Source organism: Paenibacillus yanchengensis (assembly GCF_042684845.1).
Taxonomy (GTDB): domain Bacteria; phylum Bacillota; class Bacilli; order Paenibacillales; family Paenibacillaceae; genus Pristimantibacillus; species Pristimantibacillus yanchengensis.
Genome location: NZ_JBHUMH010000011.1, coordinates 32,939 through 46,869, shown reverse-complemented (window position 1 = coordinate 46,869; position 13,931 = coordinate 32,939). Strand labels below are relative to the sequence as shown.

The 13,931-nt window shown below is 38.6% G+C and carries 16 protein-coding genes; 12 read left to right on the top strand and 4 right to left on the bottom strand.

The features are described from left to right. Positions 1–9: 9 nt before the first annotated feature. From ACFSTH_RS03365 to ACFSTH_RS03355, 3 genes are read right to left on the bottom strand one after another with little or no spacing between them, the layout of a single operon-like run. Positions 10–489, bottom strand: coding sequence for a MerR family transcriptional regulator (locus ACFSTH_RS03365; RefSeq protein ID WP_377769608.1), 480 nt, complete (start codon positions 487–489; stop codon positions 10–12). Next, positions 437–763 (bottom strand): MerR family transcriptional regulator, encoded by a 327-nt coding sequence (locus ACFSTH_RS03360; protein ID WP_377769609.1) that lies wholly within the window; start codon positions 761–763, stop codon positions 437–439. Before ACFSTH_RS03360 ends, ACFSTH_RS03365 begins: the two co-directional genes overlap by 53 nt. 25 nt (positions 764–788) lie before the next feature. After that, a complete protein-coding gene (locus tag ACFSTH_RS03355; RefSeq protein WP_377769610.1) occupies positions 789–938 on the bottom strand; it encodes a hypothetical protein in 150 nt (49 codons plus the stop codon). 214 nt (positions 939–1,152) lie between these two features. Here ACFSTH_RS03355 and ACFSTH_RS03350 point away from each other — a divergent pair, with 214 nt between their 5' ends. From ACFSTH_RS03350 to ACFSTH_RS03335, 4 genes are all read left to right on the top strand, one after another. Next, the gene (locus tag ACFSTH_RS03350) at positions 1,153–1,809 is read left to right on the top strand and encodes a DUF4097 family beta strand repeat-containing protein (protein WP_377769611.1); all 657 of its coding nucleotides are present in this window, start codon (positions 1,153–1,155) and stop codon (positions 1,807–1,809) included. A gap of 169 nt (positions 1,810–1,978) precedes the next feature. Beyond that, positions 1,979–2,842 carry a MurR/RpiR family transcriptional regulator gene (locus ACFSTH_RS03345; protein WP_377769612.1) on the top strand — a complete coding sequence of 288 codons (864 nt, stop codon included), beginning with the start codon at positions 1,979–1,981 and terminating at the stop codon, positions 2,840–2,842. A gap of 211 nt (positions 2,843–3,053) precedes the next feature. After that, positions 3,054–3,611, top strand: coding sequence for an RNA polymerase sigma factor (locus tag ACFSTH_RS03340; protein WP_377769613.1), 558 nt, complete (start codon positions 3,054–3,056; stop codon positions 3,609–3,611). Next, positions 3,608–4,567, top strand: coding sequence for a hypothetical protein (locus ACFSTH_RS03335; RefSeq protein ID WP_377769614.1), 960 nt, complete (start codon positions 3,608–3,610; stop codon positions 4,565–4,567). The genes ACFSTH_RS03340 and ACFSTH_RS03335 overlap by 4 nt, the downstream gene beginning before the upstream one ends. Positions 4,568–4,764: 197 nt before the next feature. On the opposite strand, the gene ACFSTH_RS03330 is transcribed toward ACFSTH_RS03335, so the two are convergent. Further along, positions 4,765–4,941, bottom strand: coding sequence for a hypothetical protein (locus ACFSTH_RS03330; RefSeq protein WP_377769615.1), 177 nt, complete (start codon positions 4,939–4,941; stop codon positions 4,765–4,767). A 508-nt stretch (positions 4,942–5,449) separates the two neighbouring features. Between ACFSTH_RS03330 and murQ the strand changes: the two genes are divergently transcribed. The 8 genes from murQ (at position 5,450) to ACFSTH_RS03290 (ending at position 13,927) form a co-directional block, all read left to right on the top strand. After that, positions 5,450–6,355 (top strand): N-acetylmuramic acid 6-phosphate etherase, encoded by a 906-nt coding sequence (murQ, locus tag ACFSTH_RS03325; protein ID WP_377769616.1) that lies wholly within the window; start codon positions 5,450–5,452, stop codon positions 6,353–6,355. 31 nt (positions 6,356–6,386) lie between these two features. Beyond that, positions 6,387–7,865: an ABC transporter substrate-binding protein gene (locus tag ACFSTH_RS03320; RefSeq protein ID WP_377769617.1), complete on the top strand. Its 1,479-nt coding sequence runs from the start codon at positions 6,387–6,389 to the stop codon at positions 7,863–7,865. Between the two features lie 111 nt (positions 7,866–7,976). After that, positions 7,977–8,882, top strand: coding sequence for a carbohydrate ABC transporter permease (locus ACFSTH_RS03315; protein ID WP_377769618.1), 906 nt, complete (start codon positions 7,977–7,979; stop codon positions 8,880–8,882). Between the two features lie 17 nt (positions 8,883–8,899). Beyond that, the gene (locus tag ACFSTH_RS03310; protein WP_377769619.1) at positions 8,900–9,760 is read left to right on the top strand and encodes a carbohydrate ABC transporter permease; all 861 of its coding nucleotides are present in this window, start codon (positions 8,900–8,902) and stop codon (positions 9,758–9,760) included. Positions 9,761–9,766: 6 nt separating this feature from the next. Further along, on the top strand, positions 9,767–11,032 hold the full coding sequence (locus ACFSTH_RS03305) for an anhydro-N-acetylmuramic acid kinase (protein WP_377769620.1): 1,266 nt from the start codon (positions 9,767–9,769) through the stop codon (positions 11,030–11,032). Between the two features lie 42 nt (positions 11,033–11,074). After that, on the top strand, positions 11,075–12,064 hold the full coding sequence (locus tag ACFSTH_RS03300) for a GNAT family N-acetyltransferase (protein WP_377769621.1): 990 nt from the start codon (positions 11,075–11,077) through the stop codon (positions 12,062–12,064). After that, positions 12,065–12,769, top strand: coding sequence for a PIG-L deacetylase family protein (locus tag ACFSTH_RS03295; protein WP_377769622.1), 705 nt, complete (start codon positions 12,065–12,067; stop codon positions 12,767–12,769). Between the two features lie 15 nt (positions 12,770–12,784). Continuing rightward, complete coding sequence (locus ACFSTH_RS03290; RefSeq protein WP_377769623.1) at positions 12,785–13,927, top strand: exo-beta-N-acetylmuramidase NamZ family protein; 1,143 nt, start codon at positions 12,785–12,787, stop codon at positions 13,925–13,927. Positions 13,928–13,931: the final 4 nt, after the last annotated feature.

Genomic DNA, 13,931 nt, shown 5'->3' with positions numbered 1-13,931 from the left:
TCCTCCTAATTAAAGGGTGTGATTGTTCAAATGGTTAAGGTAGATTTCATATGCTTTTTCTAGATAAACAATAATGTCATCGTCTAGAGGATAAAATCGGTATTGTTCCGATTGTTCTGGAGATTTTCTTATCTCCCATAGTTTGTTGAGAAAATCATCTTTATTATGAAATTGTTCTGCTTGTTTTTCCAACATCCGCCTTATAATATGTTGTACATTTGGTGAGGCAGGATCACTAGTTAATGCTCGTTTTATTTGACCTAATAAGCCAATCCATTCCAAGGAATCGGGGTCTTCTCCACGCATTTTCGGTAATTTACTCCAAAGCTTCACATCTTCTTCTTGAAAAGGATGTTCTGATAATTGCAATGTGCTTCTATTTTGTTGGTTGGATAGCTGAATTAATTTTTGAATAGCTAGCCAATTATCCCCATTTTCAACTGCTATTCCATTGATTAATTCTTTTATAGCGGTTTCCATATTTCGCAACTGTTGTTGTTCTTCCGCAATAAAAGCTAATTGACTTTTTACTTTGCATCCAATCCCAATGACTATTAGAAAGTATCAGTTTAATATCTTGCAGCTTATATCCCATTCGTTTGAAAAATTGTATAAACTGTAACTTCTCTATTTCATCTTTGGAGTATAATCGATGTCCACCTTCTGTTTTGGCGGAAGCAGTTAAAAGCCCGATTTGGTCGTAGTAACGCAGAGTTCTAACGGTAATATTCGTTTGTTTTGCAACGTCTTTAATATGAATCAAGCTGTTCCCTCCCGAATTCCAATGATTACTCTGTTTTATCTTTATATAGAGCGAATTTGATCAGATAGCCAATGCCGAGTCCAATTAATACGCTTGGAAAAGTAAAGTCCAATATAAGTCCGACTCCAGCGCCAATAATGACACAAGCATAAATAATCATATCTCCTTGCTTCATGTCTGTCACATCCTATTATCAAAATTATTCCCCACATAACTTGTAAACGATACAAAATATTGTTGCTTACTGGGTACGTATTTGATTATAGAAGATGACGTAACGTCACTTTCAAGTTCTTTTTTTAAAAAAAGAGTTTTATTAATTTCCTTGATGCTGACGTAACGTCATCTTATATGATGGTAGTTATACGATACGATGAAAAGGTGATGTTATGAAAAAAAGTATGTTTTATGTTTGTTTCCTAACTATTTTATTACTTGGTGGTTGTACTTGGGATAATAATAATGAAGAGTGGAGAACGGTATCGCTTAAGGCAGTTCAATCAATAGAAGTTGATCAGGCGAGTACAACGGTAGAAGTAGAAACGGCCAATATAGACCAGCTGGAAGTTGCTATGTTTAATGGGGCAGGAATTGTTATGGAAGAAGAACGTGGTCGAGTTCGCATTCGAACGAAAAGTAACATCGTAAATCTATTTCGCATGAAAAGCAAACCTAAATTACTTATCCGTATTCCAACGTCCTACAAAGAGCAATTGGTGATAAAAGGATCTTCTGGACATACTAAAGTGAACAATGTGCAATTACAACAGTTGGAAGTGCTAACGAGAAGTGGTCATGTTTCTTTGGAATATGATAATATAGACAGTAATATATTGGTTATTGCTAGAAGTGGCAACATTCGGTTGTTTCTCAAAGAAAAAGAACCGAATGTTCAATGGCTGCTCGAATCTAATAGTGGTAAACGCTCCATACAAATACCTTTAGAAAATCCAAATCAGACCAATAAAAAAACAGAAGGACAAACAGGCAACGGCGCATTTCGTGTACACTTCCAAACAACGTCTGGCAATATAAATGTAAATTAAAAGGGCTTAATGGTTGAGCAAAGCTAGGAAGGTTATATTAGTTGACTTCTAGTTTGAGTGAATGCTATTCTGACAATAGATAAAACATAAAATAAGGTATGCATCGTTTTACAAGTGAAGCGTTAAGATTATTTGCTTATTATATTAAATATAGGTAAGTAGGTAGATTATGAGTATAAATGATAATATACTAATTAAAATTCGAGAGATGAGAGATAGTTTTACGCCAGTCGAACGGATGGTAGGGGACTATATATTAGAAAACACAGAAGAAATTCCTCATCTATCGATCAAAGAGTTAGCGCAAGGAAGTAAGACGAGTGATGCATCTGTATTGCGATTTTGCAAAACAATGGGCTATAGCGGATATCGCCAATTTATTGTTAGCATATCGGCTTCACTTGGCTCGCGTGACGAAGATATTAAAGCACAGTATACCGATATAAGACCAGGCGATGAGTTATCTACGATAATATCTAATATTTCATTGAACAATATGAAGTCGATTGAAGATACACTTAGTGTCATTGATCGTGTGGAGATTGCACGGGCAGTAGATTTACTATGTAGTAGTAAGCGAATTGCTTTTTTCGGAGTAGGTGCATCAGGTTTAATAGCTATGGACGGACAGCAGAAATTTTCCCGCATTAATAAAATTTGTCATGCTTATACAGATGCACACAGTCAATTGACCGCAGCGACATTACTAACGGAAGAAGATACTGCTATCTTTATTTCTAATTCAGGTATAACGATTGACATATTGGACGCGCTCGAAACTGCTCAAAAAAACAAAGCTACTTGTATCGCTATTACGAAGTATAATCGCAGTGCACTGGCTGAGCGTGCAGATATTGTGCTGAGCATTTCAACACCAGAGATTACGATGCGCAGTGGCGCTATGGGTTCACGGATTGCGATGTTAACGGTTATCGATATATTGTTTGCTGGTGTTGCAAGTGTCGATTATGAAAATATTAAAAAATATTTGACTCAAACGCATAATATTGTAACTCGGAAATTAAAATTATAGTGGTTGAATGAATGTTCACTTTTATAAAGCTATAGCGCAAGGTAACTAACCTAGCTATGGCTTTTTTTCTGTGTGGTCATTCAAAACGGATTCTTTTTCTGAAAATAATAATATAAATGCAACCAATGCTGCAAATTTTCTACTCTATAAGTAGAGCAGTTAATACACAGTTATATAGCAAAGGAGTAAACAGTGAAAAGGGAGATATCAGATGGAGGATCAAGAAATAGTTCACCTATACTTGCAGCGTTCGCAGCAAGCCATTCTAGAAACTAAACGTAAATATGGGGCTTACTGTAGAACAATTGCAAGAAACATACTTTCTAGTGCTCGGGATATGGAAGAATGTGAGAATGATACTTATTTAGCAGTATGGAATGCAATACCGCCTACTAAACCTAGAAAGTTATCTGTATTTTTAGGTAGAATCATCCGTAATATAGCGCTAGATAAACATAGTTATAATACAGCTAAAAAGCGTTATCGTGAGTTTGAAGTTATTTTATCAGAGTTGGAGTCGTGTTTGGCTTCTACTGATACTGTAGAAACAGCATTTGAAGCAGGAGAGTTAGCCAACGAAATCAATCATTTTTTATACGGAATAGAGGAGCAAGCAAGAAATTTATTTATTAGAAGGTACTGGTATTCAGATTCCATAGCGAATCTTTCTATTAGATTTAATATGAGTAATAGTAAAGTCAAATCGATATTGTTTCGAACGAGGAATAAGCTGAGAGCTTATTTGGTGAAAGAGGGGGTTAACCTGTGAAAAGAGAAGAAATATATAAGGAGATTGGATTAATTGATGATACACTGATTGAAGCAGCCGAGCATAGCGGCAGTGGCATAGAGGTTAGAAAAAAAAGAGTTTCTAAAAAGTGGGTTGCCTTAGTTGCGTGCCTTGTTCTTTATAGTACAACCTCAACTGCTTTATTAGCAACAGAATATTATAAAAACCAACAAACAGAGCCCTATATCCGTTATTTAACTGCTGAAAGTATGGAGCTACAGCCCGTTACTCACTTTGATGTCGATAAATTTTTAAAAGCTTTAAATACTAATAATAATGAGTATATCTATATTGCTATTAATAGGCTTATAGAAACCTTTAATGACCAAAAGTTGAGAGAAAAAGCGTTACATGAGCTTCAGCCATTTCTAGAACATGAAAATCAAAAAATCACCGATGCGGCTGCATTTGCTATAGATATTTTGTCAAAAAGTTTTGAGAGTCCTTATATTGTCCATTTGGAAGATGGAAGCAAGATGTTTACGTTGTTTAACAATTATTCGGATTATGGCAGTCAAAATGTCCTTTGGCGAATCAAAGACAATGTGCTTGAAGAGTATTTTCATTTTTCCGCTACTGCCATGTATATAAGAGAAATCATTCCTTCACCAGATAGGAGAAGTATTGCGGTAGTGATGAACTCTAATAAAAGTGACTTTATTTCTATCATTAATGTTGAAAAAGGAATGCACAGTCCAGAGCTAGTAGAATCAGCAAGGGTTAAATATGGTGCACAAAAACAATTAGATACATGGATTCGCACAGATCACGAGAATTATAGCGGTTTGATGAATATCGCGTGGGAGGATAATGATACTCTACAATTTGAAGCTGCTCTTGCATATGGAGGTACGGAAATTGTAGAAACTGTTACTGTAACGTATCAAATTAGTAAAAAGGTAATGGGAGTAACAGAACTTATCGAGTCTGAATAAGCTTCATAAAAACAAACGTGTGATTTGCAAAAAAAGATATACCTGTGTAGATGAACTATTTATACTTATACCACCTACAGCAAAAGATAAAGTAGGAGCTAAGGGATTTACTACAAGTGAAAAAAGGGGATCATCACCATCACTCATGGCTTAAAATAATATAAGTTTACTACTGTCCGAGTACAGATCGCAATCCTCTAAGGTGCACTCCCCACACTTGATACAGACCAGAACGGACCAACTTTTTTAATATAGAACGTACCGATTTCTTCTCCAGTAGACCAATCTTTATAACCTTTTACATCATAAAGATATCCATAATTTTTATCATACTGATTCATGTTACTGATGCTTAATGTAAATGCACTTACCATGTGTAATCTTACCACCATATATCTACGGATGGTTAGCTGAGGGTTAAAAAAACTAAAAACCCACATTATAATTATTATTGCTATTAATGTTATTACTATTTTTCTTCTATTAATAAAATTCACAACATCACCTTCTAGCAAGAGTATCAAAATAATAATGTTTCATAGTATATATTTAAAATTTTAAACATAAATGGTATTATAATCAACTTATAAATTGGAAAAACAGTCAACAGAGAATAATTTTAAAAATGTCCAATTAGAGGGTGGGATTAGGAATAGTACATAGCTAGAAGGTGAAAGTTCGTTTACAAAACAAGTTAAGATTCGATATGAAATTGACAACATAGTTTAATTGCATTAAACAATCACAATAAAATTTCATTATAAAATTTTATTTCAAAATGTATTGACGTAATGTAAGCGCTATATTATGATGGGTTTAGAAATAGAGCAATAAGGATTGTACTAGAGTATGCGGCAATTATTCAACATGAGGAGGATGGCTATGAATGATTACCTTGCGGGATTGACCACGGAGGCGATTAATCCAGCGTCATTCATGATCGATGAGTGTACGACAGAAGAGATGGTTGCACTCATCAATGAACAAGATGCACTAGTGCCTGCAGCAGTAGCTAAAGAGATTCCGCAAATAGCTCAGGCAATCGATATGCTGCATCAACGTATGTCGAGCGGTGGCAGAATGTTCTATATTGGAGCGGGTACGTCGGGCAGACTTGGTGTATTGGATGCATCGGAGTGTCCACCGACCTTTGGAACAGATCCTACATTGGTCCAAGGCTTTATAGCAGGTGGAGATATTGCACTTCGTGAAGCGGTAGAAGGATGTGAAGATGATGCGGATGCAGGAAGTGACTTAATAGTAAGGATAGGTGTGACGAGCAGGGATGTGGTTGTTGGCATATCGGCTAGTGGGAGTGCATCGTTTGTTACGGCAGCAATGATGAAGGCAAGGGAAGTAGGCGCAGCGACGATTGGCGTCTGTAATAACAAAGGTTCTAAGTTGGAGCTAGTTGTTGATGTTTGTATTGCACCTGTTGTTGGACCAGAAGTGATCAGTGGATCGACAAGGTTAAAAGCAGGAACTGCTCAGAAGATGGTGCTTAATATGCTTACTACTTCTGTCATGGTCAAATTAGGGAAGACATACAATAATTTGATGGTCGATTTGAAAGCTAGCAATATTAAGTTAATTGAACGTTCTGTTCGCATTATTATGGAAACGACAGGGGTAGATTCCTTCACGGCTAGAGACATGTTGGAGCAAGCATCGATGAACTGTAAGTTGGCAATTATGATGATTAAAACGGGGTTAAATGCTAAGCAGGCTACAGCAGTGCTACAAGATCATGAAGGAAATTTAAAGAGGGCAATTCGGTCTACCGTATAATTTGAAATGAAAATTGAGGGGGCAATTTTTTATGAAAAAGATTCGTGTGTATGTTTTGTTATTAACAATTACTATGCTTGTTTCTTTATTGGCTGCTTGTGGTGGCAAATCTACTAACACACCTGCACCGTCGAATGCAACACAACAACCATCCGAAACAAATTCGAATAAGGACAAAGAAAAAGAGAAGGATGCTGAACCGACTAAAGATACAATAACGGCACTATTGCCGCCAGTATCAGCTAATTACCAAGCAAGATTTGCAGATATGGAGAAGGAGTTTAATGAGTTATATCCACACCTTACATTGAAAATCGAACCAGCTAGTTGGGAAGATATGACGCAAAAATTAGATACACAAGTGAATGCAGGTTCACCACCAGATATTGCTTGGATTGGTGCAGCTTCCGTCTCTAAGTATGCTAATTTAGATGTACTTATCGATATTAATCCAGCACTTACTAGTGAAATGAAAGCAGATTTTGATGAAGTGCCGTTGCAATATTTTCAGTTAGGAGACGCACAGTATGGCTTCCCTGCCTATATGGCGGTTCATTCTATCGGTGGTAATAAGGCATTTATGGAGGAAGCAGGGATTGACTGGAAAGCTGTACAACAAAATGGTTGGACATTTGATGAATATCGTGAAGCAATTAAAAAAGGTATAGTGAAGAACGATAAAGGCGAGACGACACGCTATGGTTTCGTATTTGCTACATCTGGCGTTACGTCAAAAGATTATTTGAGCATTATGGCGAAGTCAGCAGGTATTCCCGAATATTTTGATAATGATTTGAAGTTCACCTATACAAGCAAAAACTTTTTGGGATTATTAGAAGCACTTCGTACAATGATTGATGATGGATCAATGCCAAAAGAGTTAAGTTCGATTGACGCCGGTAAGCGCTGGAATATGTTTTTGACAGGACAGACGATGATTACTGGAAAAGGTTTGGCGAGTTTTGAAAACTCGGCTCGTTTGAATAATGAGAAGATTAAAGCGAATGATGGTTCGGCGGTAGCAGATTCTATTGAAGCGGAATATATTCCACTACCTGTACCAACGTTCAATGGGGCGGAATATATTCCAACTACCGTTGTAGACGGTTACATTGCACTTAGAGGTAAAAAAGAACCGACGGGAGAGCATGTGAACAATATTGCACTTGCGATGTATTATCTATCTTCGGGAGCAGTAGCAGCAAACTATAGTAATGAATTATTTTTGGCACCAGTAACGGAAACGGCTAGAAATGCAGCGGTAATTGAAGAATATCCACGCAATGAAGATAATGTTAAAGCAGATGAAATTATGATGTCCAAAGCGGTAGCAGCACGTACGGATATCCCAACGGACAAAGCTGCCGAAGCGATTAAAATTGAAACAGAAGTTATTATACCAAAACTACAAGCTTTGTTAGCGAATGAAATTACACCACAGCAAATGTATGATGCTGTCAAAACAGCAGCGATTAAATCATTCGGTGAAGCTGGAATTGTTGTAGATTAATAGGAAAATAAGTTGGGCTGGTTAATTGAAAGCTGTACGTTTTAATTACGTACAGCTTTCATTTTGAGCACGATTAGCTTATATATGTTTGCGAAAGGAAGGTGTGACACGATGAGTCAAACAACAATGACAAGGCGAAAGAGAATGAAATTAGAAAGTGATATGGGATGGGGCTATGCATTTATTGCCGTTGCTCTTATCGCTTTTTGTTTATTTACTGCATATCCCGTTATAAACGCTTTTATTATCAGTTTGCAAGAATATAGACCACTTGGCTCTACGTACGTCGGTTTTGAAAATTTTGTAACTACATTTTCGGATGGTTTATTTTGGAAAGCAGTTAGAAACACCGTAGTCTATACACTGTTAACCGTACCGTTTAATATCTTTTTATCTTTTTTAGTAGCGATTCTGATTATTCCTTTTCAAAAAAGGACACAAACGGTATTTAAAGCAATTTATTATTTGCCAGCGGTAGCATCAGGAGTGGCGATGGCTGTCGTGTGGTTATGGATTTTTGATCCACTGAAATCAGGAATTGCTAACCAAGTGATTAGTTTCTTTGGCATTAGCAATCAAAACTGGTTAGGATCGAGTGCCACTGCGATGTTCTCGCTCGTTTTAATGTCGTGGCTATCCAGTCATGGGACAGCGATTATTATTTATTTGGCAGCACTACTTGGTATTGATAATAGTTACTATGAGGCGGCTGCTATTGACGGCGCTTCCTTTTTGCAAAAGCTACGATATATTGTTATTCCGTTTTTGAAACCGACCACTTTGTTTTTGCTCGTCACAGGTGTAATTGGTTCCTTTCAAGTATTTCAAAATGCGTTTCTCATGACCGGCGGTGGACCAGATCATGCGACAACGATGATGGGGTTATTAATATTTAATAATGCATTTACTTATTTTGAATTTGGCAAGGCAGCTGCGCAATCGTTAATACTCGCTCTTATTATCGCTATTATTTCGTTTATCCAGTTTAGACTTTTAGGAAAAGACATTGAATACTAGGGAAAGGGGGAGAGCTAATGGGTTTGTACAACAATAATCTAAGAAACAAATGGATATTAACGCTTCGCAACGGTTTGATCATCACTTTTCTTGTACTATTCGCAATGGCGACCATTTTCCCTATTTACTTTATGATCATCTCCTCGTTTGGAGATCCGGTGGAAGCGGGAGCGATGAGTTATTCGATTGTGCCTAGCAAAATATCGTTCGCTTCTTACAAGTTTTTCTTTGATTTCAATAGTAATTCTTATAAGTGGCTCATGAACTCCATCATAGTAGCGGGGTCGGTGACGATTACGAACGTTATCTTCGCTACACTTGCTGGTTATGCTTTCGCAAAAATGAAATTCAAAGGGCGCAATATATTGTTTGCTGTTTTGTTAGGTTCAATGATGATACCAGGTCAAGTGACGCAAGTTCCACTGTATATTTTGATCGTCAATATTTTTGAATTGCAAAATACGTATGAAGCACTCATTATGCCGAGTATTGTTACGGTATATAATATCTTCTTGGTAAAACAGTTTATGTCATCTATTCCGAAAGAAATATTGGAGGCAGCCAAAATCGAAGGATGTTCACAGCCGAAAATATTTATTCATATTATTGCTCCTCTGTCGAAAACAGTGATGGCTGTTTTAGCAATATTAACGTTTATGGCAAGTTGGAATGATTTCTTCTGGCCGTTTTTGGTGACGAACACGATGGAAATGCAGACCATTCAAGTTGGGTTAAAAAATTTTCGTTTTGCCAACACCACTTATTTTGCACCGATGATGGCTGGAGCGACGATTTCGGCTGTACCGATGTTTATATTATTCTTTAGTTTGCAGCGTTATTTCTTAGAAGGGGTAACGGTGGGAGCGGTGAAAGGCTGATGGTGGATGATGAATAATGCGAAAACGATAATAAAGACGGAAAATCCAGCAACATCACCTACGACAGTAACGCCAGAAATTTGTTATGCCGTTGGTTTAATGTCCGGTACTTCGGTAGATGGGATTGACGCGGCAGTCATTGAAATTAGACCAATAGCAACAGCAGACCACGTATTAGATGTGAGATTACTTGCCTTTGAAAATAAACCATTTGTACCAGCAGTGCGAGAGCAAATTTTTCGATTGTTTGATCCAGCTAAAGCGACGATTGATAAAGTAGGTGCGATGCACACGTGGCTTGGTGAACTGTATGCAGAAGCGGCGCAATCTGTGTTAGCACTAAGTGGGCTGCAAGCAGAGCAAGTGATGGTAATAGGTTCACACGGACAAACGATTTACCATGCCCCAGAAGATAATTTCGTGGCTAGTTATAACTTACGTTGTTCTGTCCAAATTGGAGACGGTGCAATCATAGCTAATCGTACAGGAATTGCCTGTGTGTCGGACTTTCGAGTAGCAGATATGGCGTTGGGCGGACAAGGTGCTCCGCTTGTTCCTTTTACAGAATACGTATTGTTTCGAGAGGAAACAACGTGTTTATTGTTGCAAAACATTGGCGGCATCGGCAATATGACCGTTTTACCTGCTGGTACGTCGTTAGAAGAAGTGTTTGCCTTTGATACGGGTCCAGGCAATATGATTATCGATGGCTTAGTAGCGTTATTATATCCACCGTTGATGATGGATGTGGGTGGAAAAATTGCTGCTCAAGGTACGATAGTTGCTGAACTGCTGGAATGGCTGCAAGCTGACGACTATTACACGATGGCTTTGCCGAAATCAACGGGAAGAGAACGGTTCGGTGAGCAGTATGTAGCGGCTATCGTGCAAAAAATGAATGAGCAAGGGTGGCAAAAGGAAGATGTCATTACGACAGTTACTTATTTTACCGCTTGGACTATCGTTCATAGTTATCACTATTATGTAGCGGCTGAACAAACACTTGCACGGCTTATTGTTAGCGGTGGTGGTAGTTACAATTCGACATTAATGGGTTTCTTGCAAAAATTGTTTGTTCCACTTGGAATTGATGTTTGTACGCAAGAAGAGATAGGTGGTAACAGTGATGCGAAGGAAGCTGTTGCGTTTGCTCTGTTAGCTTTTTATACGATGGAGCGTCTACCTAATACGATTTCTAGAGTGACGGGAGCTACTGCGCCAGCTATTATGGGCAAAATAAGTTACCCGACTGGACGAACAAAGCCTAGCTGATAGCGATTATAGTTGCCGAGCCAGACAAGGGAGGTACAGTTAATGGTGGAGTTAATGCAGATGCAAATTAGACTAATGGAGCGGAGTGACGTGCCGCAAGTGGTGGTGCTATGGAATGAGGAAGCAATGGAGTATCACTATCAACCTTTCTCAGTAGAATCGTTTATAGCAAAGTTTTTCGAACACGATTATTATATTGCAGAATTACTGCTTGTTGGCGTAATTGACAGTGAAATAGTTGCTTTTGCAGCAGGCTGCATTGGCGAAGATTTGCCATTAGGTAATGTAGCTGGATATATTACAACGGTTATTGGTAGAAGAGATAGAATGCAACTCCATCATTATGATGCGCTCGTCCAGCAGTTGGAACAATGTTTTCGAGAGCGGGGTAAAAAACAAGCAGATATTTTATTTTTTAATCCAATGAAATTAGCGTGGAATATGCCGACTGTTCCAAGTCATGAACATAACAACGCTCCTGGTATAGATCGGGCGATGCCGTTTTATTCTACATTGAAAAAACGTCATTATGTTGAGCGGGCGATGCAATGTGGCATGTACTTGGCATTAGGTAATTTTGTTATTCCAGAAGATATATTGCAAAAAGAGCAGCAAGCATACGCAAAGGGATATGCTATAACGATGTATAAGCAAGCGCAACATACAGGGTTAGAAGCAATGTTACAAGCGCTTAACAATGAGCAGTGGCTAAACGATGTTACTAGACATGCTAGAGAAGCAGTGCCTTTGGTCGTTGCAATACAAAATGATAGATGTGTAGGGTTCGCAGGTCCCATTGTTCGAGAGTCAAACGGAAGGGCTTTTTTCAGTGGCATCGGTGTTCATCCTGATCATGAAGGTCATGGGTTAGGAAGTATTTTATTTTTCAAAATGATCGAAGCGTTCCAGCAGGCGAGTTGTCAGTATGTCACTTTATTTACAGGCAGTAATAATCCAGCCATTCGAATTTATACCAAGGCTGGATTTCGAGTAGAAAAACAGTTTGCAATATTGCGAAAGGAGTTAAGTTAAATGTCGGAAAAACAAACGATTTTAGCAATTGGCGCTCACATTGGCGATGTGGAATTGGCTTCAGGAGGTGTGTTAGCTAGTCATAGTTTACAAGGTGACCATGTGGTGACACTTGCGTTAACCGCTGGAGAACGTGGTGTGCCAGCAGGAAAAAATATGGATGAATATAGACAGCAAAAAAGACGAGAAGCAGAAGCTTTTGCTCACAAATTAGGTGGCGAAGCGATCATATTTGATTATAATGATGGTCAATTGCCAGACACAGATGATGTTAGGATGGAAGTTTGTGATGTCATTAGACGAGTTAAACCGGACATACTTATTACGCACTGGAAAAACAGTATGCATAAAGATCATACGCTTACACATCACATTGTAAATGACGCTCGTTTTTTTGCTAGCTTGCCAACATTTGAACGACAACTACCTGCTCATTTTGCAGCACGATTATATTATTCGGAAAATTGGGAAGATGCGGTTGATTATGTGCCCTACTTATACGTCGGTTTTGATCAAGCTGCATATGATTTATGGATTAGCGGATTAAGTGAGCACTGGTTTGTTACGAATAGTACATCATTCAACTATATGGAATATTACAAGGCACTTGCTGTTGTTCGGGGCTGTGAAGCAAGAAAAACATATGCGGAAGCATTTATGGTACCGGCAGAAGCGATGAAAATAAGACAATCGGGGCTAATATAAGTGAGGTGATAATCGATGGTTTTGAATGGCGTAGATTCATTTTCAAAATTCCGTCATTTGTTTGCCGGTAAACGGGTAGGGCTAATTACAGCACCAACCGGGCTGACGAAACAACTGCGTTCCACTATTGATGTGGTGCAGGAGCATTGCCAATTGGTTGCAATGTTTTCACCAGAACATGGCGTAAGAGGAGATCTTGATGCTGGTGATTTGGTCGATACTTATATAGATCCATATACGAATGTCCCGGTGTATAGTTTGTACCGCAAAGATTCGAAACGATTAACAGAAGAGATGTTACGTAAGGTGGATATCGTTATCTATGATATTCAAGATGTGGGGGTTAGATATTACACGTTTATCTATACGATGCTGTATGCGCTGGAAGATTGTGCGAAAGCTGGTGTGGAATTTGTTGTTTTAGATCGGGTCAATCCGCTCGATGGGATTACGGTACAGGGGAACATTTTACAAGCGAGTTATCGCTCTTTTGTTGGTAATTATGAGCTAGCCGTTCGCTATGGTTTAACTGCTGGAGAAGTAGCGATGATGGCGAATGATCAAATGAACTGGCAAGCGAAATTGCATATTGTACCAATAACCGGCTGGCAACGTGCGATGGCTTTTCCAGAAACGGGTTTAACATGGGTCCATCCTTCGCTAGGCATTCCTCGCTATGAAACAGCACTACTCTATGTAGGGACTTGTTTATTCGAGGGAACGAATTGTTCGGAAGGTAGAGGGACAACGTTTCCTTTTGAACTGATTGGTGCACCTTATATTCAAGCAGAGCAGCTAGCGCAGCAGATGAACGACAAAGGGCTAGAAGGTATTTTCTTTCGCCCTGTTTATTTTAAACCGAATATGTCGAAGCATGCGGGAGAGTTATGTGGCGGTGTCCAATTGTATATAACGAATCATGCCACGATTCGCCCATTGGATGTAGCGGTTACATTATTATTTATGATTCGAGATTTGTACGAGCAGTTTTCCTTTTTGCCACCTATCAAAGCAGGGTCTAGACCGTTTATCGACTTATTAGGAGGCAGTGATGTTTATCGACAGCCGCATCAGACGGCGACTACTTTATTGGAACAATTCGCTGAGGATAGTAAGCAGTTTGCTGTTATGAAAAAAGCGTATCATTTATATCGATGAGAGG